The 20429-nt window shown below is 30.2% G+C and carries 22 protein-coding genes; 11 read left to right on the forward strand and 11 right to left on the reverse strand.

All coding sequences use genetic code 11. The features are described 5' to 3' along the window. The first annotated feature begins 62 nt into the window (after positions 1 to 62). From FBE96_RS01705 to FBE96_RS01715, 3 genes are read left to right on the forward strand one after another with little or no spacing between them, the layout of a single operon-like run. Positions 63 to 485, forward strand: a complete 423-nt coding sequence (locus FBE96_RS01705) for a chemotaxis protein CheX (protein ID WP_002854524.1) — start codon at positions 63 to 65, stop codon at positions 483 to 485. Then, positions 485 to 793 (forward strand): flagellar motor switch protein FliN, encoded by a 309-nt coding sequence (fliN, locus tag FBE96_RS01710; RefSeq protein WP_002824739.1) that lies wholly within the window; start codon positions 485 to 487, stop codon positions 791 to 793. The genes FBE96_RS01705 and fliN overlap by 1 nt, the downstream gene beginning before the upstream one ends. After that, on the forward strand, positions 794 to 1591 hold the full coding sequence (locus FBE96_RS01715; RefSeq protein WP_002905628.1) for a hypothetical protein: 798 nt from the start codon (positions 794 to 796) through the stop codon (positions 1589 to 1591). On the opposite strand, the gene FBE96_RS01720 is transcribed toward FBE96_RS01715, so the two are convergent. From FBE96_RS01720 to plsY, 5 genes are all read right to left on the reverse strand, one after another. After that, positions 1588 to 3048, reverse strand: coding sequence for a Ppx/GppA phosphatase family protein (locus FBE96_RS01720; protein WP_002866641.1), 1461 nt, complete (start codon positions 3046 to 3048; stop codon positions 1588 to 1590). The two genes, FBE96_RS01715 and FBE96_RS01720, sit on opposite strands and share 4 nt — an antisense overlap. Next, positions 3048 to 3293, reverse strand: a complete 246-nt coding sequence (locus FBE96_RS01725) for a YfhL family 4Fe-4S dicluster ferredoxin (RefSeq protein WP_002854647.1) — start codon at positions 3291 to 3293, stop codon at positions 3048 to 3050. Before FBE96_RS01725 ends, FBE96_RS01720 begins: the two co-directional genes overlap by 1 nt. Before the next feature lie 112 nt (positions 3294 to 3405). Beyond that, positions 3406 to 4077 carry a homeostatic response regulator transcription factor HsrA gene (gene hsrA / locus FBE96_RS01730; RefSeq protein WP_002857553.1) on the reverse strand — a complete coding sequence of 224 codons (672 nt, stop codon included), beginning with the start codon at positions 4075 to 4077 and terminating at the stop codon, positions 3406 to 3408. A gap of 78 nt (positions 4078 to 4155) precedes the next feature. Further along, positions 4156 to 4473 (reverse strand): dihydroneopterin aldolase, encoded by a 318-nt coding sequence (locus FBE96_RS01735; RefSeq protein WP_002854273.1) that lies wholly within the window; start codon positions 4471 to 4473, stop codon positions 4156 to 4158. Beyond that, positions 4458 to 5066 (reverse strand): glycerol-3-phosphate 1-O-acyltransferase PlsY, encoded by a 609-nt coding sequence (gene plsY / locus FBE96_RS01740; protein WP_002860289.1) that lies wholly within the window; start codon positions 5064 to 5066, stop codon positions 4458 to 4460. Before plsY ends, FBE96_RS01735 begins: the two co-directional genes overlap by 16 nt. Before the next feature lie 199 nt (positions 5067 to 5265). Between plsY and FBE96_RS01745 the strand changes: the two genes are divergently transcribed. The 4 genes from FBE96_RS01745 to hemJ all read left to right on the forward strand — a co-directional run bounded on the left by FBE96_RS01745 (position 5266) and on the right by hemJ (position 8621). Continuing rightward, positions 5266 to 6291: a cytochrome-c peroxidase gene (locus FBE96_RS01745; RefSeq protein ID WP_002857587.1), complete on the forward strand. Its 1026-nt coding sequence runs from the start codon at positions 5266 to 5268 to the stop codon at positions 6289 to 6291. Positions 6292 to 6384: 93 nt separating this feature from the next. Continuing rightward, complete coding sequence (glmM, locus tag FBE96_RS01750) at positions 6385 to 7722, forward strand: phosphoglucosamine mutase (RefSeq protein WP_002857318.1); 1338 nt, start codon at positions 6385 to 6387, stop codon at positions 7720 to 7722. Further along, on the forward strand, positions 7715 to 8185 hold the full coding sequence (lspA, locus tag FBE96_RS01755) for a signal peptidase II (RefSeq protein WP_002857354.1): 471 nt from the start codon (positions 7715 to 7717) through the stop codon (positions 8183 to 8185). The genes glmM and lspA overlap by 8 nt, the downstream gene beginning before the upstream one ends. Beyond that, the gene (gene hemJ / locus FBE96_RS01760; protein ID WP_002894543.1) at positions 8169 to 8621 is read left to right on the forward strand and encodes a protoporphyrinogen oxidase HemJ; all 453 of its coding nucleotides are present in this window, start codon (positions 8169 to 8171) and stop codon (positions 8619 to 8621) included. The genes lspA and hemJ overlap by 17 nt, the downstream gene beginning before the upstream one ends. On the opposite strand, the gene FBE96_RS01765 is transcribed toward hemJ, so the two are convergent. Next, positions 8618 to 9964, reverse strand: coding sequence for a coproporphyrinogen III oxidase family protein (locus tag FBE96_RS01765; RefSeq protein ID WP_032585969.1), 1347 nt, complete (start codon positions 9962 to 9964; stop codon positions 8618 to 8620). The two genes, hemJ and FBE96_RS01765, sit on opposite strands and share 4 nt — an antisense overlap. A gap of 127 nt (positions 9965 to 10091) precedes the next feature. On the opposite strand from FBE96_RS01765, the gene cmeU reads away from it, so the two are divergent. Beyond that, positions 10092 to 10343, forward strand: coding sequence for a CmeU family protein (cmeU, locus tag FBE96_RS01770; RefSeq protein WP_002857293.1), 252 nt, complete (start codon positions 10092 to 10094; stop codon positions 10341 to 10343). A gap of 22 nt (positions 10344 to 10365) precedes the next feature. On the opposite strand, the gene cmeC is transcribed toward cmeU, so the two are convergent. The 5 genes from cmeC to ccoG form a co-directional block, all read right to left on the reverse strand. Continuing rightward, positions 10366 to 11844 (reverse strand): multidrug efflux transporter outer membrane subunit CmeC, encoded by a 1479-nt coding sequence (gene cmeC, locus FBE96_RS01775; protein ID WP_002899262.1) that lies wholly within the window; start codon positions 11842 to 11844, stop codon positions 10366 to 10368. Further along, positions 11837 to 14959, reverse strand: a complete 3123-nt coding sequence (gene cmeB, locus FBE96_RS01780; protein WP_002872052.1) for a multidrug efflux RND transporter permease subunit CmeB — start codon at positions 14957 to 14959, stop codon at positions 11837 to 11839. The genes cmeC and cmeB overlap by 8 nt, the downstream gene beginning before the upstream one ends. Next, positions 14959 to 16062: a multidrug efflux RND transporter periplasmic adaptor subunit CmeA gene (cmeA, locus tag FBE96_RS01785; RefSeq protein WP_002858646.1), complete on the reverse strand. Its 1104-nt coding sequence runs from the start codon at positions 16060 to 16062 to the stop codon at positions 14959 to 14961. The genes cmeB and cmeA overlap by 1 nt, the downstream gene beginning before the upstream one ends. A gap of 94 nt (positions 16063 to 16156) precedes the next feature. Next, positions 16157 to 16789, reverse strand: a complete 633-nt coding sequence (gene cmeR, locus FBE96_RS01790; RefSeq protein WP_002843095.1) for a multidrug efflux system transcriptional regulator CmeR — start codon at positions 16787 to 16789, stop codon at positions 16157 to 16159. Next, positions 16776 to 18152, reverse strand: a complete 1377-nt coding sequence (gene ccoG / locus FBE96_RS01795; protein ID WP_145599587.1) for a cytochrome c oxidase accessory protein CcoG — start codon at positions 18150 to 18152, stop codon at positions 16776 to 16778. Before ccoG ends, cmeR begins: the two co-directional genes overlap by 14 nt. A 159-nt stretch (positions 18153 to 18311) precedes the next feature. On the opposite strand from ccoG, the gene rpsU reads away from it, so the two are divergent. The 3 genes from rpsU to FBE96_RS01810 all read left to right on the forward strand — a co-directional run bounded on the left by rpsU (position 18312) and on the right by FBE96_RS01810 (position 20428). Further along, on the forward strand, positions 18312 to 18524 hold the full coding sequence (gene rpsU / locus FBE96_RS01800) for a 30S ribosomal protein S21 (protein WP_002780697.1): 213 nt from the start codon (positions 18312 to 18314) through the stop codon (positions 18522 to 18524). A gap of 119 nt (positions 18525 to 18643) precedes the next feature. After that, positions 18644 to 19249 (forward strand): UPF0323 family lipoprotein, encoded by a 606-nt coding sequence (locus tag FBE96_RS01805; RefSeq protein WP_002854351.1) that lies wholly within the window; start codon positions 18644 to 18646, stop codon positions 19247 to 19249. 9 nt (positions 19250 to 19258) lie between these two features. Then, the gene (locus tag FBE96_RS01810; RefSeq protein ID WP_002858689.1) at positions 19259 to 20428 is read left to right on the forward strand and encodes a glutathionylspermidine synthase family protein; all 1170 of its coding nucleotides are present in this window, start codon (positions 19259 to 19261) and stop codon (positions 20426 to 20428) included. Position 20429 lies beyond the last annotated feature (1 nt).

Below are 20429 nucleotides of genomic sequence, written 5' to 3' on the forward strand. Positions count from 1 at the left end.
AACATATTTTTATTTTATATTTACTATAATTTTAAATTAAGTTTTTTATAAAGGTGGTAGTTATGTTAAAGATTCTTGAGTATTCCATCACTCATTTTTGCGAGCATATCTTAAGACTTCGCATTGAAGCAGCTCAAGATATAAGCGGTGAACTTTATGGAGCGAGTATTCCTATCATGGGCAAAAGCGAAGGAGAATGTAATTTTTATTTATTTTTTCCAAAAGAATTTTTAAAAAAAATTGCAGAAATTTTAATTAATGATGAAAAATTTAAAGAAGATGACTGGTGCGATTTAACTAAAGAATGTGCCAATCAGATTATAGGTTATGCTAAAAATTTGTTAAATGATGCCAAGGGTGATGACGAGTATAAACTCGGAATTCCGGAATATTTAGGAAAAGTTGATTTTTCTGAAATAGTTCTAGATGAAGCTTTAACTTATAAATTTGAAAATTGTTATTTTAGAATAGGATATTGCAAATAATGAGCGATGATATAGAGTTTAACATTCATCATGGGCTTTTACAATCTTATGAAGATATCTTAGATATTACAGTAGATTTTGTAAGCGAGCTTGGAACTACAAATATGAGTGTAGCGGAGCTTTTAAAACTTGAAGTAGGTTCGGTTATTGATCTTGAAAAGCCTGCTGGAGAAAGCGTTGAGCTTTATATCAATAAAAGAATTTTTGGCAAAGGCGAGGTTATGGTTTATGAAAAAAATCTCGCTATAAGAATTAATGAAATTTTGGATTCTAAGACTGTGCTTCAATACTTTAAAAAAGAAATTTAAATGAGATTGCTAGTATTATTTTTTTTAATTTTACCTTTATATAGTGTTGAGCTGATTAGTTTTAATATCTACGATAGAAATGATCGAGTAGATTTAATGCTTTCTTTTGATAATGCCTATAATGGCAAGATTTCTCAAAAAAAAGAAAAAAATTTAACTCTTTTAACTTTTAGTGATTTAACGTATTCTAAAGATGAATTAAAAGAACTTAACTCTCAACTTGTAGATAAAATTAGTATTAGTTCTAAAAATAATAATACCTATATTATGCTACAAAACAAACAAAATATTAATTTAGAACTTAGCTCTATCAATGATAAATTTGGAGTAAGGATACGAGCTATAGAGCAAGGAAAAGCAAATATCGAATCTGTACCTACAACTACTGTGAATAATTCTCAAGAATTAATGCCTAAACCAAAAAGTACAAGTTTAGAAGGGTATGATTATACAAATTATATCTTAGTAATGCTAGTTTTAGTTATTTTGTTAATAGTGCTTTGGTGGTTTAAAAAGACTATGGTTTATAAAAATAACAATGTTTCTAGAGATTTTACTATGATTTTCCAAAGATTTTTAGATAAAAATAATCAACTTGTTATTTTTGATCACGCTAATAAACGTTATACAATGATAATAGGTAATTCCAATGTGCTTTTAGAAAGTGTTGAAATTCCAGAGGAACAAATAATAAAACATACAGAAAAAACAGAGAAAAATTTTGATTCTTTTTTTGAAGAGAATAAAAAAAGAATTCAAAATCTTATAGAGCAGCGTCAAAAAGGTAAAAAATCTTAAATTTTTTGATTGATTGCTAATGCTATGGTAGCTGGTTTTGCAATTTTTTTGAGCTCATCTTTGGGTAAATTAAGAATTTTGTTTTCTTGATATATATAAAGAGTATTGTTTGCAAAAGCAAAATCAATCTTATCTTCATTTGTGCTTAAAGTTTTAGCTAGGCACAAAATAAAATTAAGCCATGAAATGGTATGAATATTGGGTAAAAGTTGTTTATAGGGTTCAAGATTATAAGGGTTAACTTTTTTTCCATTAAGCTTAATAATGCTAGCAATTAAAGCTTTTTCTTTATGTGAAAATCCATAATTTAATCCACCTAGTACAAAATGAGCAGAGTGTTCATTAGCAAAATAGAAATTTAAATATTCTCCAATATGGCATAATTTAGCAGCATTTAGTAAAGTATGCTTATAGTTATCGTTAAGTTTATGAAGATTTTTAAGGGTTGTAAAAATTTGCAGAGCAAAATGTGGAGTTTTATTTTTTTGTTTTGATTGTAAAAATTTATCTTGTAAACATTTTAAACTAGGATTAAAATTTGGTGGAAAAGTGATTTTAGGACGAAGTAAATCTTGCAAATAAACTCCTTCTCTGATTCCAACCCCACTCGTGATAACTTGTTTGGCTTTTATTTTTTCCGCAATCTTTAAAAAAATAAATATACCCTCTTTAATGGTATCAAAACGATCCTTTTTTATGCCAAAATTGATTAAAGAGTCTAAGTTTGAATTAAAAATTTTTAAAATATGCCCTTTTTCTTCATCTAGCATATAGCGAAAATCATGTAAATTTTTCAGTGGATAGGAATTTTTTTGCATGATGGAATTAGATATTGCTCTTAAGCTTCCACCTATTGCAATAAGGTTTTGATTGCAAAATTCTTTAGGAATTTGTTCTAAAATTGGTTTTATAAATTCTTCTAAAGAATCCATTTTTCCAGTATCATAGAACAATTCTTTTAGCCTAACAGTGCCAATATCAAGAGATATGCAAGAAATAATTCTATTATTTTTTATTAAACACAATTCACTAGAACCACCACCTATGTCTAAAGTGGTTCCATCTTTAAAAGGACTTAATAAATTTAGAGCTGCAAGACCACCTAAGTAACTTTCGCTTTTTCCATCTATACAGCGTATATTTAAAGACAGATTATCTTTGATTCTTTTAATGAAATTTTTTGAATTTGGGGCATCTCTTAAGGCTGATGTGCCTACTATAAATATTTTTTTGCACTTATGCTTTAAAGCGCATTGTTTGAAAAAAGCTAAGGCATCTTCGGCTCTTTGCATGGCTTCTTCTTGGAGAATTTTGCCATTATTATAAGCATTTTCTCCAAGTCTTACTTTGCGTTTGTATTCGCAAGTTGTATAAAAACCATATCTAGAAGTTTTTTCAAAAATCACCATTCTAATGGAGTTTGAGCCAAGATCAACAACGGCTGTTTTTTTTGCCATTAAAATTCTCTATCTCTATGTTTGAGTTTTAATTCTTCTATAGTTTCTACATTATCAGGATCAGGAATGATACATTCATATGGGCAAGCAACAATACAGGCAGGCTCTGAAAAATCATTAACGCACTCTGAACAAAGATCAGGGTCTATTACATAAATTGGACTATTTTCATAAATAGCTTCATCAGGACATTCTTCTCTGCAAGCATCACAACATACGCAGTCTTTTGTAATTAAAAGAGACATCATAACCTTTCAAAAATTTAAAAAATAATTTTAGTTTATACAATAACCAAACTTAAATAAAATATAAAAATAGAAATAAAGATAAATTTTTTGCACCGAAGGTGCAAAATTGTTAAGATTTTTTAGGGAAGCAGAAACGGTATCCTCTACGACGAACTGTTTCTATGGTAGATATATTTAATGGTTTATCCATTTTTTGACGAATTTGATTGATAGCTACTTCGATAACATTTGGAGTTACTAGCTCAGGTTCTTCCCAGATGGCATCTAAAAGTTGTTCTTTGGATACAATTTGATCCGAATGTCTTGCTAAGTGCGTTAAAACTTCAAAAGGTTTTCCTTTAAGTTCTATATCTTGACCTTTATAAGTAATTTTTTCCTCATCTGGATCAATAACCAAGTCTTCAATTTTAATAACATTGGTTCCGCCAAGTCTTAGTCTTGCTTCAATTCTTGCGAGTAGAATATCAAAATCTAAAGGTTTTTTAACAAAATCATCAGCTCCAGCTTTCAAAGCTTTGATTTCTGTTTCTTTGTCTGTTTTTGAAGACATAATCATAACCGAAGTTCTTGGAGATTTATGCTTAATAGTGTTAACAAGTTCCGCTCCATCTCCATCAGGTAAAGTCCAGTTTGCTAAAACTAAATCATAATGTCTAATGCCGATAAAGTATTCTCCATCTTTAAAATTTTCAGAAGAATCAGTTTGATAACCAAATTCATTAAGATTGTCTATAATTGTTTTATTTAGGCTAATCTCATCTTCTATAACTAAAATTCTCATTTGTTCTATCCTTATTAAGAAAAATTTAAAGAATTATATCATAGCTTAAGTAAATGTTTAGATATCTTTAAAAAAAAATTAATATTTTTTTTTCAATTTAACCCCAACTGTAGCATTTTTTATTATATGGGGTTTGAAAATTTTTATGTTAAGATTGGTTAAATTAGGAAAATCTTTTTTTAAATTTAAGCTTACAAAGTCTAAAGACTCTTCAAGGGTGTAAAATTCTTCTTTTTTATACCATGTTTTAATTTTGGTAATTACCTCTGCATAATTTAAAAATTCATTTGCTTTAGCTTTAAGCTTGATAATAATTTTTTGTTTTTTTCTTCTTTCGAAATCTAATATACCAATGATACACTTAAAGTGAAATTTTATTTTTATATGACTTTGCATTCTTCTTTAAAAATCAATCTTTTAATATTAGGTAGATGTTTATATACTATAATAAAAGCGATAATGAAAACGGGTGCATGTGTATGAATTTCTAAGTCATAATTAAATATAAAAGAACTTATAACAAAAGCAAGTAACGCTGCTAAAGAAGCTAGCGAAGATATTTTAAAAATTTTTCCAATAACTACCCACACAATAAATGCTGTAAGCACTTCCAATGGAAGTAAAACTATCATAGCGCCTGCTCCTGTTGCTATGCCTTTCCCTCCTTCAAATAACAAGTAAATTGAAAAACAGTGTCCAAAAATAGCCAAAACTGCGACGCTCCAAAGCAAAGCTTGATCATAATGAAGAAATTTCAAGATTAGTAAAGGAATAGCTGCTTTTGCAAAATCTAAAATTATTGTAGCAATGGCAAGTTTTTTTGCTAGTTTGGGATTTTTTTCTTTTACTACTCTTAAAACATTGGTTGCTCCTATACTTTTTGAACCTTCTTTTTTGATATCAGTTTTAGCAAAAAATTTAGCTAGGATTAGCCCAAAAGGGATTGAACCTAAAAGATATATAAAAGCGTAAATTATTAAATTTTCCATAATATCCTTTTCAAATCATCTTAAAATTTTAAGATTTATAACTAAAAATTATATCTTATGAAAATAAATAAACAAAAAATAATTTTTAAGATAAAAATAGTATTAATTAATTGTAAATATTTTTTAATAATATTTATTTTTATTTAAGCTCTAAATGATTATTATTTTATTTTAATTTATCTTTAATAGGAGTTTATAAATGAAAGTAAAATCATTGCTAATCGCATCCTTAGTTGCTTTTTCAAGCTTAAATGCTGCAAGTCTTATAGATGAAGCTAAAAATTCAGGTCTTGTTGCCTTACCAAAAGATCAAAAAGGCGTTGATGAAATTTTAAAACAAAATGGAGTAAAGGCTAGTGAATTTACTCTTGAAAAAGCAGAGCTTGGCAAAAAGCTCTATTTTGAACCACGTCTTTCAAAAAGTGGTATCATTTCTTGTAATACCTGTCATAATGTAGGACTTGGTGGAACAGATGGAATCAGTACTGCAATAGGTCATAAATGGACAGCAAATCCTCATCATTTAAATTCACCAACAGTTTATAATGCAGTTTTAAATAATACTCAATTTTGGGATGGTCGTGCAGGAACATTAGCCGATCAAGCTAAAGGTCCAATCCAAGCTGATCCTGAAATGGCAACTCCTGCTAAACTTGCAGTAGAAAAAATTTCATCTTTGCCTGAATATGTGAGTGAGTTTAAAAAAATCTATGGTAAAAGCGGTGTAAATTTTGACAATATTGCTGATGCAATTGCAAATTTTGAAAGAACTTTGATCACTCCATCTCGTTTTGATAAATTTTTAGAAGGCGATGAAAAAGCTTTAACAAAAGAAGAACAAAAAGGCTTAAAGCTTTTTATAGATAAAGGTTGTGTAGCTTGTCATAATGGTGTGAATTTAGGTGGCAATATGCAAGCGTTTGAAGTTGCTGGTAAATATAAATTTGCAAATTTAGGTGATTTTAAAGGTGATGCAAATGGCATGGTAAAAACTCCAACTTTAAGAAATGTTGCTGAAACTGCTCCATATTTTCATAATGGTGCGATTTGGAATTTAAAAGATGCTATTAAGGAAATGGGTAGTGTGCAACTTGGCATTAAAATTTCTGATAAAGAAGCAAAAAGTATTGAAACTTTCTTAAAATCTTTAACAGGAACAAAACCAGCAATTGTTTATCCACAACTTCCTATTTCTACTGAAAAAACTCCTAAACCTGAACTATAAGGTTCCAAACAAGCTCTAATTTTAGAGCTTGTTTAAATTTCTTTATCTTAGCTTTGTTATAATTGTCTTTAAATTTTGCTAGAAAGGTTTGCAATGAAACTTTTTGGAACTGATGGAGTTCGTGGAAAAGCGGGTGAATTTTTAGATAGTTTTTTGGCTATGCGTTTAGCAATGGCTGCGGGTATTTATTTTAAAGATAAAAGTATTACTAATAATATCTTAGTAGGAAAAGATACAAGAAGAAGCGGCTATATGATAGAAAATGCTATTGTTTCAGGGCTTACTTCTATAGGATATAATGTTATACAAATTGGTCCTATGCCAACTCCTGCGATTGCATTCTTAACTGAAGATATGCGTTGTGATGCAGGGATTATGATTTCAGCTTCTCACAATCCTTATTATGATAATGGTATTAAATTTTTTGATGCTCATGGAAACAAACTCAGTGAAGATATAGAGAAAAAAATAGAAGAAATTTATTTTGATGATAAGCTTATACAAGCCTCTAAGGTAGATATGGAGAAAATTGGTCAAGCGAAAAGAATTGATGATGTTATAGGAAGGTATATTGTTTCTATTAAAAATTCTTTTCCAAAAGATCTTACTTTAAAGTCTTTGCGTGTGGTTTTAGATGTGGCTCATGGGGCAGCTTATAAGGTAGCACCTACTGTTTTTAAGGAATTAGGTGCTGAAGTTATAGTAATGAGCGATAAACCTAATGGACTTAATATCAATGAAAATTGTGGAGCTTTACATCCTGCAAATTTAGCTGCTGAGGTAAAGCGTTTGCGTGCAGATGTGGGCTTTGCTTTTGATGGTGATGCAGATCGTTTGGTGGTTGTAGATGAAAAAGGTGAAGTGGCTAATGGAGATAGTTTATTAGGGGTTTTAGCACTTTATCTTAAAGAACAAGGTAAATTACAATCAAGTGTTGTAGCCACTATAATGAGTAATGGTGCTTTAAAAGAATTTTTAAATAAACATGGTATAGAACTTGATACTTGTAATGTGGGCGATAAATATGTGCTTGAAAAATTAAAAGCCAATGGTGGAAATTTTGGTGGAGAGCAAAGTGGGCATATTATTTTTAGTGATTATGCAAAAACTGGAGATGGTTTGATAGCTGCTTTGCAATTTAGTGCTTTAATGCTTTCTAAGAAAAAATCTGCAAGCTCTATTTTGGGTCAAGTCAAACCTTATCCTCAGCTTTTAACCAATCTTAAAATTGCAGAAAAAAAAGATTTAGATAAAATTAAAGGTTTAAAAGAATTAAAAAAAGATTTAGAAAATAAAAATATCAATACCTTATTTCGCTATTCTGGAACAGAAAATTTGATAAGACTTTTACTAGAAGCCAAAGATATTAAGCTCTTAGAAAAAGAAATGAAAAATGTTGTGGAGTTTTTTAAGAAAGCTTTAAATGGCTAAAACTTTTAAATTTATTTTTTATTTTTGGGGCGCCTTTGTTTTGGTTTTTGCCCTTGATCAATGGGTAAAATCCTTAACTTTAGCAGGACTTAGATGGCAGAGTGAATACTTAGATTTAACTTATGCTCTAAATACAGGCGTAGCTTTTTCAATGTTGAGTTTTTTAGAACATAATTTAAAATATTTACATCTTGCTTTAATTGTCGTGCTTTTTATTTATCTTTTTTGGCAAAAAACACTTTTAAAAACTCATAGCATAGCTTTTGGAATGATGCTTGGTGCTGGCGTTTCAAATTTATTAGATCGTTTTATACATGGAGGTGTAGTGGATATGTTTTTTTGGCATAAATGGTTTAATTTTGCTATTTTTAATGTTGCAGATGTCATGATAAATATAAGTGTGGCTTTGATTTTAATACAAGAAATATTTAAAAAAAGGAAAAAAGATGACAGAATGGATTAATGATTATTATTTTTGGATTAAATGGGTGCATTATTTGGCATTTGTTTCTTGGATGGCGGGTCTTTTTTATTTACCTCGTCTTTTTGTGTATCATGCTGAACATAAAGACAATAAAGGTTTTGTCGAGATTGTAAAAATTCAAGAAAGAAAGCTTTATTTTTATATACAAACTCCTGCAATGATTGCGACTTTAATCACAGGAAGTTTAATGTTGCATGCTCATAAGGAAGTTTTAATGGTAGGTGCGGGTTTTATGCATGTTAAACTTACCTGTGTTACACTTTTGATTATTTTCCATATACATAATTATTATTGTTTAAAAGCTTTAGCAAATGATACTTCTACTAAAAGTGGAAAATATTTTAGAATTTATAATGAATTTCCAACTATAATGTTTATTATTATCGCTTTAATGATGGTTGTTCGTCCCTTTTAGTTTGCCTCCGCTTTAAATTCCATACTAGCGGAGTTAAGCGGATCAATATTTTCTTTCATGATATCGATATAATCTTTATTTTTAAGACGCTTATCATCTCTAAATACTGCACGCACAAGATCCATTCCTGTGTAAAAATCTTTCATTAAAACTACAAAAAGATATTGACCAAATTCAGTTGCGATTAAAGCATTTTGATCTTTTATGATGGCACCACTTGTTTTAAGCCCTAAAAGTTCTATGAAAAGTTCTTTTTCGAGATTGCAATTTAGAGTTTTATTAAATTTATCAATTTGTATTTTCCCTGAAAAAATTTCAGTTAAAAAGACATATTTGATAATTTCTTTTTTATCAAAACAAGCTTTGGCTATATTAGCATTTTGTTTTTCTTGTATAAATTTAGCATAATCATTTAGATTAAATGCATTGATTAAAAGCTCCCCATCTAAAAAGCTAAAAGCCCCGCTGCCCACTCCTAGGTATTCATGATGAGAACTGACATATTCGTCATTAAGCTTGTTTTTTTCTAAAGAAAAACTCCAACCATTGTTTTGGGTATAGTCTTTAAAAAATTCGCGTATGATTTGATAATAAGTAAATTCATTATCTTTAATGCTCACTCCTAGACTTTTAGCGATATTATCTTTGGTAAGATTTGATTTCATTAAAGGATAGGTTGTGATTTGTTGCGGGGCTAAATTCTTAGCAATTTCTAAGTCATTTAAAAGTTGTTTTTTGCTTTGTCCTGGAAGATTGAAAATAAGATCTATACTAAAAATAGGTAAAATTCCTAAAGCTTTTGAAATTTTTTCTTGAAGTTCTTTAGATGAACCAAATTTATTATATCTTGCCACTTTTTTCAAAGTTTTATCATCAAAACTTTGAATCCCGCAACTTAAACGATCAATTATACCTTTAAACATAGAAAGCTTATTTGGATCAATATGATTTGGATCGCTTTCGCATGAAATTTCTTTTATATTAAATAACTTTTTACAAAGTTCTAAGGTTTTTAATAATTCCTCTTCATCAATCAGTGTTGTACCACCACCCACATACATGGAGGTAAAATCAAAACCTTTATTTTTCATGATTTTAATTTCTTCTCTAAGATTTTGAAAATATACTTTGGCTAAATTTTCATCATAATAATATTTATGAAAGCTACAATAAGGACAAAAAGTATGGCAAAAAGGTACATGGGCATAAAGCATATAGCTTTTGTCTTGTTTTGGAATTTTTTCTTCGGGTTGTTTTAAAAGTTCGACATTGAAACCTTTTTGGAGGGATTTTTCCATCATAGTATGAGAGTATTTTAAAGCTAAATTTTGAAATAAATTCATAAGTGGCCTATATATTAAAATATTTAAGATATAACTTTATCAATTTTTAGCTAAAATAGGAGTAAATTTTTTATTTCTTAAATAAAAAATGGGATTAAGTTTTTAAATTATTTAAAAAGGATATAAAATGGATAAAGCCAAAATTGTTCAAAATTTAAATGCTTTGTTTAAACAAAGAGCAGAGTTTTACTCTTATTTTGATGAAAATATTGCCAAAATCAATAATACTGAAGTATTTGATTTTAAGAATGCTAAAAATTTAAATCCAGAAGAGGTATATAAGCAATTTTATCATTTTGATTATGCTATAAGAAAATTATTGCCTGCTATTTACAAGGCTTATGAAATTACAGATGCAGATTTAGACAAAGATTTTTAATTTATTTAGAGAATAGAACAAACTATTCTCTAAAAGACATATCTAAATTTTTTGATTCTTCTTTTATATTTTTACTCGTATCTTCACTTTGCTCAAATCCTCCACCAAATGCTTTGATTACATCTACTATGGAATTGGCATAAGAATATTTAGTATTATTAAAAGCAACGGCAGCATTAAGCCAATTTTGACGTGCTTCTAAATAATCTTGCAAAGACATTTCTCCTATATCATAGCGTTCTTTAGCAATTTCATAGATTCTTTTGTAAGATTGTTCGCTTGCTTGTGCATTATCGTATTGTAAGCGTATAGTTTTTCTAGCTACTAAAGCATAGCGAATTTCTCCAAAAGCAGTAATCAAAGTATTTTGATAATTTACAAAAGCTTCATCTTTATTAAGCTTGGCTAAATTTACATTTTGGTAAATTTCACCCCAATGAAAAATAGGCAGAGTAAAGTTTCCACCTATATTCCAAGTCTTAGAACCTCCTTTAACCAAGGTATCTAAATCCCCACTTTCAAATCCCAATAATCCTGTTAAAGAAAGGCTAGGTAAGAAAGCCGTGCGAGCTACTCCAACAAGATAGTTTTGCTGAGTTAATTTTTCTAAAGAAGAGCCAATATCTGGACGTTGAAGCAAGATGGTGCTTGAAATTCCAGTTGGAATGTCAAATTCTTTAAGATTAAAAACTTGATAGCTTTGATTTTTGTAAAGTATGTCATTTAAATCATTTGAAGTCAAAATTTTTAAAGCTTTAAGGTAATTTTCTTTATTTAATTTTGCTTCATTATATTGCAAAGCCATACTTTCTAAGTTGGCTCTTGCTTGAGCAAGTTCATATTCGCCTACAGCGCCAACTTGAAATTTTTCATCATTAATCCTATAAATTTCTTTTGCAGATTCATAGGCTTCTTTAAGAGCATTTTCATTTTCATAAGCATTTACAAGATTAAAATAAGTTTGAACCGTATTTGAAATAACAGAAAGTCTTGCAGCTTCATAATCATACTCACTTGCTTTAAAGCTTGATTTTGAGGCACGATATGTATCGCGATATTTTCCCCAAAGATCGATTTCATAGCTTAAATTAAGCCCCATTTTAAAATCATTACCGTAACTTACTTCCCCAGTTCGATTGCTTGGAGCATTTATAGCTGTTTTTGCACGACTACCGCTTGCGCTACCATCAAATTTTGGCAACAAACTGCTAAAATCTATACCTAATTGAGCAGCAGCTTGTTCCATGTGTATGAAGGTAAGTTTTAAATCATTATTATTTTTAAGTGCTAAATCAACCACTTTATTTAAATTTTCATCATCAAAGTCTTTCCACCAATTTTTTGTGATAGAGCTATTGTTTTCTTTTTCCCAGGATAAGGCTCCAAGCTTATTATCAATGCTATAGTTTGCTTCGGGAATATTTAAATTTGGACTTAAAGAGCAAGCTGAAATCAAAAGAGTAAAACTTGCTATAGCACTAATTGAAATTATTTTATTCATGAACCTTACCTCTTTTTTTATCTAGCCATTCATTAAAATTTTCTAAAAGATAGAAAAATAAAGGCACAAAGAATATCGCTAAAGTTGATGCTGCGATCATTCCACCAATAAGCCCTGTTCCTAAAGAGTGTCTTGAAGCACTTCCTGCTCCTGTTGCGAAAATCATTGGCAAGACCCCAAAAGTAAATGCCAAAGAAGTCATTATGATAGGACGAAAACGAAGTTTTGCTGCTGCAACAGCTGCTTCAAAAACTCCTTTGCCTTTTTTAAAGCGCTCTTCCATTGCAAATTCTACGATTAAGATAGCATTTTTAGCTGAAAGTCCAATCAAGAGCAAAAGTCCTGTTTGAAAATATATGTCATTGCTAAATCCCCTTAAATATACCAATAAAAATGATCCAAATACCGCAAAAGGTACAGCTGTTACAACTGCTAAAGGTATAAGCCATCTTTCATATTGGGCAGCTAGAATTAAAAAGACAAATATCATACCTAAAGCAAAAGCATAACTTGCTGTTCCTTTACTAGAAACTTCTTGATAAGCTGATCCACTCCAAGCTATGGAATAATCATCCCCTAAAGTTTCTTTTGCTACTTGAGCAATCGCTTCTATAGCTTGACCTGAAGTATAACCTGGTGCGGGTTGACCTTGAACTTGTGCCGCTGGGAAAAGGTTGAATCGTTTTACATCATCAGGCCCTGAACTTCTTTGTAAAGTTAAGAAAGAATCAAGTGGTATCATTTTTCCATCATTTGATCTTACAAAAATATTTTTTAATGCATCTTGTGTATTTCTAAAATCACCTTTTGCGCGGATATTTACTTGGAAGTTTTTACCTAGCATAGAAAAATCATTAACATAATAAGTGCCTATAGTTGCATTCATCGTGTTAAAAACATCTTGCATGTTAAGATTGTAGTGTTTTAATTTATCTCTATCAATTATAAGCTTGTATTGAGGGAAAGTTGTATCAAGGGTTGTTCTTACTCTTGATAGCTCTTTTCTTTGGTTGGCCACAGCAACAAGTTTATTTACATCTTTTTGTATTTCATCATAGCTTTTTCCGCTTTTGTTTTGAACATACATTTCAAAACCGCCTGTGATACTTAATCCAGGTATAGGAGGTAGGCCTATAAATATACTTGAAGCATTGCGATCAAAAGCAAATTTTTTATTAAGCTCCATGGCGATTTCATCAGCACTCACATTTCTATCTTTCCAATCTTTCAAGCCTATAAACATTGCAGCGGCATTTTCTTTGAGTGAACTTGTAAAAAGATCAAATCCTATCATAGCCATTGCATCTTTAACTCCATTAGTTTTTAAAACTTCTTGGCTTATGTGATCAACTTCTGAGATTGTTCTATGGAGTGCTGAAGCCGAAGGAAGGTTGATAATGCCAATCATCAAACCTTGATCTTCTTCAGGAACTAAAGAGCTTGGTACAGCTTTATAGAGATAAAAAATTGCCCCAAGCATAATACAAAAAATTAAAACAAAACGAATGGTTCTTTTTAGAATATATGCTACTCCTGCGCTAAATACAGAGGTACTCCAATCAAAAAAATCATTAAATTTCTTTACAAATTTAAATGGCTCTCCTTCATTACGTCGCAAAAAGAGTGCACATAAAGAAGGTGTTAAGGTAAGAGCAACAAAACCTGATATGGTTACAGATATAGCTAAGGTAAGAGCAAATTGTCTTTGAATTTCTCCAACAAAACCTGATATAAAAGAAACTGGTACAAAAACAGCACAAAGCACAAGAACAATTGAAATAACCGGAGAGCTAACTTCTTGCATCGCTTGGATAGCAGCATCTTTTACGCTTATTTGCTCATTTTCATGTAAAATCCTATCAATATTTTCTACAACTATAATCGCATCATCTACAACGATCCCTATGGCTAAAATTAAAGCAAAAAGCGTAAGCAAGTTAATACTAAAACCTAAAACATAAAGTCCAGCAAAAGTTCCTAACAATGAAACAGGTACAGCTATCATAGGAATAAGTGTTGCACGGAAATTCTTTAAGAACATATACATAACAATGATAACTAAAATTAGAGCTTCAACAAAAGTTTTAACAACTTCTTTGATTGATTCTATTACAAATTTTGTTGTATCGTAAGGAATTTTATATGTTAAACCTTTTGGAAAATTTTTTGAAAGTTCTTGCATTTTAGCTTGAACAAGTTCTGCTGTATGCAATGCGTTTGCCCCTGATTGAAGATTGATCATAATTGGAACTGCATCATTGCCATTTAATCGTCCTTGTGAGCTGTATTGTTGTGATCCTATTTCCACATCAGCTACATCTTTAAGTCTTAAAAATGATCCATCATTATTTGTTCTTAAAATAATGTTTTCAAATTCACTAGGATTTTGTAGTCTTCCTTGCATAGTGATTGAATAAACATAAGGGGATTTTTGGGTTACAGGTTCTTCGCCAATTTTACCAGTTGCGTATTGGGCATTTTGGTCATTAACCGCAGAAATTACATCAGTAGCTGTGATTCCAAATTTATTTAATAAATCAGGCTTGAGCCAAATTCTTAAAGAATAATTACGATTTCCTATAGCGTTTGCATCTCCAACTCCTGGAACCCTTTTTAACTCATCTAAAACATTTAAAGTGATATAGTTATATACATCTACTGCACTCATTGAGCCATCACTTGAATACATAGAAATTGCAGCAAGTGTTGTTGAGGAAGTTTTTCTAACTGTTACTCCAAGTTTTTTAACTGCATCTGGCATTTTTGCAGTTGCGGCTGAAATTCTATTATTAACATCTATGGTGGCTTGATCAGGATCTGTACCGATATCAAAATAAACAGTCAAACTCATAGTTCCTGAAGAACTTGAAGTTGAATCCATGTAAATCATATTATCTGCGCCATTGATTGCATCTTCGATAGGACTTGCAACTGTTGAAGCAATGGTTTGTGCATCAGCTCCTGTGTAAGTTGCACTTACTTTAACTGTAGGAGGGGTTAAAGAAGGATATTGTTCTATAGGTAAATTTGTAAGACCTATAGCTCCAGCTAAAGAAATGATAATTGCAACAACTGAAGCAAAAACAGGTCTTTCGATAAAAAATTTAGAAAACATTATTGTGCTCCAATTTCTTTAACTTCGCTACCAACTTGAATTTTTTTAAAGTTATCTAAAATGATTTTATCGCCATTTTGTAATCCTTTGTCAATAATGGCATATTCATTGTTTTGGTAGCTTATATGTACAGAAGATTTTTCTACTTTTCCATTTTTAACAAGAAGAACATAAACATCATTTTGATTTTGTTTAACAGCTATTTGAGGCACTTTAAAGCCATTTTTTTGTATAAAACCTTCTGAAGTAATTGTTGCAAAAGCACCTGGTAAAAGTGTTGAGTTGTTGTTGTCAAATATAGCTTTGGCTTTTACTGTTCCACTATTAGCATCTATAACAGAATCAATAAAATAAAGTTTGCCTTGAACGGTTTCTCCATTAAGATTTAAATTTGCATGAATGCTGTCTAAATCCCATTTTCCATTTTGAGTATTGCGGACTAAATTTAGTTTATCTGTATCTGAAATAAAGAAATCTGCGTAAATAGGATTTAAATTTGTAACTCTAACTAGTTCAGTTGTTGAAGCACTTACATAATCTCCTATATTAACTAAAGCATCTCCTATAGTACCATCAAAAGGAGCTTTTATTTCGGTATGATCTAGATCAATTCTTGCATTTGCAAGCTGTGCTCTAGCACTTGCTAGACTAGCTTTTGAATTGTTAAATGTAGCAAGAGAAGAGTCGTATTCCTTTTGAGAGATTGCACTTTTACTAAAAAGAGCTTTAGAACGATTAAAATCCTTGCTTGCATTTTCGAAAGTTGCCTTAGCCATCAAAGCTTGTCCGTAAGCCGAATCAACACTAGCTTTAAATTTGTCTTGTTCTATAATAAATAATGTTTGTCCTTTTTTTACTTTATCTCCAGCTTTAAAAAGTTTATTTTCTATTACGCCACTAACTTGAGGCTTTATAATGACATCATAATCACTGACAAGTTTAGCAGGGTAAGTAAAACTAAGTGGTAAATCTTCAGATTTAGCACTCATGGTTGTTACAGGTTGAGGCGGCATTTGTATTTTTGGTGCTTCTTCTTTGCTGCAAGCAGTGAGTAAAAGCACAACACCTAAAGCTAAAATAGTATTTTTTTGAAATAATTTCATGGTTTTGCCTTGAAAAATTAAATTAAAAATTGTAATTTTTATTACAAAAATTTTTGGCTAATTATATCTTAATTTTGGTTAATAAAATTATTTTTTAAGCTTTGGAGCTATTGATTCCATTTAGAAAAACATTTACAACAAATTCAACATGTTCTTTTTGTTCTTTTTTATTTTTCAAAGGAGCGTTAATTAAAACATTAAGATGATGATAAGGTTCTTTTAACATAGTGCAAAAAAGAACAGCAAGTTTTTCTGCATTTTTTTTCATATAAGAATTATTTTGTTGCTTGAAAAAACCCATAAGTATGTTATAGGAAAAATTTTGTTGATTATTTTCTATCCAATTGGCAAGGTGTCTATCTTTGTCATAAACTTGAGAATAGATAATTTTACCAAAAGCTACAGCTTCTGGTTGATTGAAAATTTCTATAAAAGCTAAACCAAAAGAAGTTAAAATTTCTTTTAAAGTGCCATTTTCAATTTCTTGTGTTTTGGAATAAATAAGATGAAAGTGTTTTTTACATATGTCATCTAAAATTTCAAAGAATAGCCCTTCTTTACTTTTAAAACCATCATAAATATTAGAATAAGATCCTCCAGATAATTTAATAATATCACTCAAACTTGTTTCTTGGTATCCTTTTGTTAAAAAAAGCTCTAAGGCCACTGCTTTGATTTTTTCTTGTCTGGCTAAAACTTTTTGTGATGGTGTTCTATTTGAGTTCATTTTTATCCTTTATAAGAGTGCTTTTAGGGTATACAAATATACTTTTTCTAAAAACCGAAATTTTTTCATTATCCTTTGCGTAAGCTTTTATATGTAAAGGAAAGATTACGTCTTTTTTATCATTATTTGCTAAATTTTTTGTAGCCCTGATAACAACTATTTTTTTGACTTGTTCTCCTGCTTTTAATTTAAAAGGTTTGTTTGGTCTTATGATTTCAATTCCATCATTTATTCCTTCTAAATTTGCTGTAAAATAATATTCATGAGGTTTAGAATCTGTATTTTGAAACAAAAAGGTATAAGCATTTGAAATGACTAATTCACCTTTAACATTTGAAATATTATATAATTCACTACTACGATTGATATTTAAAAGCATGCTTTCTTTTTTGCTTCCCATGATGATTAAAGCCAGTAAAGCAATTAAAAGAACTATAAAATATGCTATCGTTCTAAATCTTAAATAATGAACCTTAGAACGCGTTTCAATAGCTTTTGCACTTGTCCAATTGATCAAACTTGGACGATTAAATTTGCTTTGAACCTTAGAGCAAGCATCGGCACATTCAAGACAATTAATACATTCAAGTTGCATTCCTTTGCGTATGTCAATATGAGTTGGACAGATACTAACACAGGCTTCGCAACCTATGCATTCTCCCTCAGGCGGTTTTTTATGAAGTTTGGTGTGTCCATCATAGATCAAGCCCCCGCGTTTTTCATCGTAGATCACTTGCATTGTATCATGATCGAACATTACAGATTGTATTCTTGCATAAGGACAGACATAAACACAAAATTTTTCTTGTAAATAGGTAATATCCAAAGTAAAAAGTAAGCTAGCACAAAATAAAATTCCAAGTAAAAGTAGATGCTCGCCAGGATTTTGAATATAATTGAAAAAATCTTCAGGAGGAATAAAGTACCAAAGTAAATTACTAACAGCAACTAAAGATATAAAATAAAAAATTATCATTCCAAGAAATTTTTTAAAATATTGCCTCTCATATTCTTTTTGTTTGTTATTGATATTTTTGCGAATTTTAAGAAATTTAGTTTGTATGATATCTCTATATATAACTCTAAAAATCGTTTGTGGACAACTCCAAGCACACCAAATTCTTCCACCTAAAGTTGTAATAAAAAAAATAAATAAAAAAAGAAATATAAGAACAAAAGGCATGAGATAAAATTCTTGTGTTGAAAAAGAAATAAAAAATAGGTTTAATTTAGAATGATCAAAACTTAAAAGAAAAAAATGATTCTCATTAATTCTTATGAAAGGTAGGGAAAATATGATAATACTTGCAATTAAATATACAAAATATCGTTTTTTTGTATAGTTTGTAATGTGTCCTTGCATTTTTAGACCTTAATTATAATTTTTTAGCACTTTGTAATTAAGGATTATAACCGATAAAAACTAAAACAATTTTTAAATGCTTTCTAAGTTAGAATTAATAAGAAGTGTTTTATAATTATATTTCACAACAAAAATTTACACAGAAAGGTGGTGAGGACTGTGCCAGGAATCAAGGTGCATCCTAACGAGTCTTTTGATGAAGCGTATCGTAAATTCAAAAAACAAGTAGATAGAAATCTAGTTGTGACTGAAGTAAGAGCAAGAAGATTTTTTGAGCCTATGACTGAAATTCGCAAAAAACAAAAAATTTCAGCACGCAAAAAAATGCTTAAAAGACTTTATATGCTTAGACGCTACGAGTCAAGACTCTAACCCAAAAGCCCGAAAGGGCTTTTTTATATCTACAAACTTCATTTGGTATTAAATTAAAAAGTATTTATTATTTTTTGTTAAAATTTCTAATTTAAATTTTCTGTTTTTAGGATAAACTTATGAAAAAAATCAAAAAAATCATTCAAATTGGTATGATAGGTGGTTTAGCAGCTGTTGCTGGAGGTGCTTTAGCAGGTTGTGGAAGTAATAATGACAATGCAGATACTTTAAATCAAGCGGCTAATGCTCAAGGAGCTTTTGTAATTATCGAAGAAACAGCTCCAGGGCAGTATAAAATCAAAGATCAATATCCAAGTGATGAAACAAGGGTAGTTTTAAAAGATCTTAATGGTACAGAAAGAATTTTATCCAAAGAAGAAATGGATGCTTTGATTAAAGAAGAAGCAGCTAAAATTGATAATGGAACTTCAAATTTAACTAAAGACAATGGACAAATCAGTAGTGGGGGATTGAGTTTAGGGGAAACTTTACTCGCAAGTGCTGCAGGTGCTATTTTAGGAAGTTGGATAGGTTCAAAACTTTTCAATAATCAAAATTTTGCCAACCAACAACGCGGTGCTTTTTCAAATCAAAGTGCTTATCAAAGGAGTGTTAATAGTTTTAATAAAGCAGGCACAACAAGCTCTGCTTCAAGTGCTAAAAAATCAGGTTTTTTTGGTGGAGGCTCTAAAGCCACAAGTTCTAGTTCTTCTTTTGGCTCTTAAGGATAAATAATGCAATTATTACAAGTAGACAAACTTCAAAAAGATTATTTAGAAAATATAGGTTTTTCTTGGCATACAGATGAAGATGGAAGTGATTATATTAGCAATAAGTTAGTTTGTGTTAAGGAAAGTGAAGCTAATGCTTATTATGAAGCGGTAAATGAGCTTTATGATATGTTTATTGCTGCAGCGCAAGAAGTGATTAATAATGATCGTTTTGATGAGCTTGGAATTCCTTTTAATCTTATTGATGCGATTAAGATGAGTTGGGAAAATGAGGTTCATTGGCATTTATATGGGCGTTTTGATTTAGCGGGTGGACTTGATGGCAAGCCTATAAAACTTATAGAATTTAATGCTGATACCCCTACTGCTCTTTTTGAAAGTGCGATTTTACAATGGGCACTTTTAAAACAAAATGGAATGGATGAAAGCGCACAATTTAACAGCATTTATGAAAGTTTGATGGATAATTTTAAAAGACTTATTACCCTTGATGAAAGTGTTGAAGGGTTTGAAGAGCATTATCAAGGATGGAAAATTCTTTTTTCAAGTGTTGCAGGAAGTAAAGAAGAGGAAATCACTACAAAATTGCTTGCACATATAGCCAATGAAGCAGGTTTTCAAACTAATTTTTCCTTTGTAGATGAGGTAGAATTTAGCGAAGAGGGTATTTTTAAAGAGGGTGAAAATTATGAGTATTGGTTTAAGCTTATTCCTTGGGAAGATATAGCCATAGAAGAGGGTGAACTTGCTATGCTTTTAACTCAAATCATGCGTAATCAAAGAGCAATTATTTTAAATCCTGCTTATACGCTTTTATTTCAATCTAAGGGAATTTTAAAAATTCTATGGGAACTTTATCCAAATCATCCATTACTTTTAGAAACAAAAGATACTCCTTTGGAAGGTAAAAACTATGTTAAAAAACCTGTTTTTGGTAGAGAAGGTGCAAATATCAGTATAATTAAAGATGGAAAAACTTTGCATGAGAATGTAGGTCCTTATGGGAATAATAAGGCTATTTATCAAGAATATGTAGAGTTTAATTCATGTGAAAACGAATACTATCAAGCAGGTGTTTTCTTTGCTTATGAAGGGTGTGGCTTAGGATTTAGAAAAGGAGGACTTGTGCTTGATAATTATTCTAAATTTGTAGGACATATTATAAAGGATTAGA

This window comes from Campylobacter sp. CFSAN093241, assembly GCF_012889595.1.
In the GTDB taxonomy this organism is placed as follows: domain Bacteria; phylum Campylobacterota; class Campylobacteria; order Campylobacterales; family Campylobacteraceae; genus Campylobacter_D; species Campylobacter_D jejuni.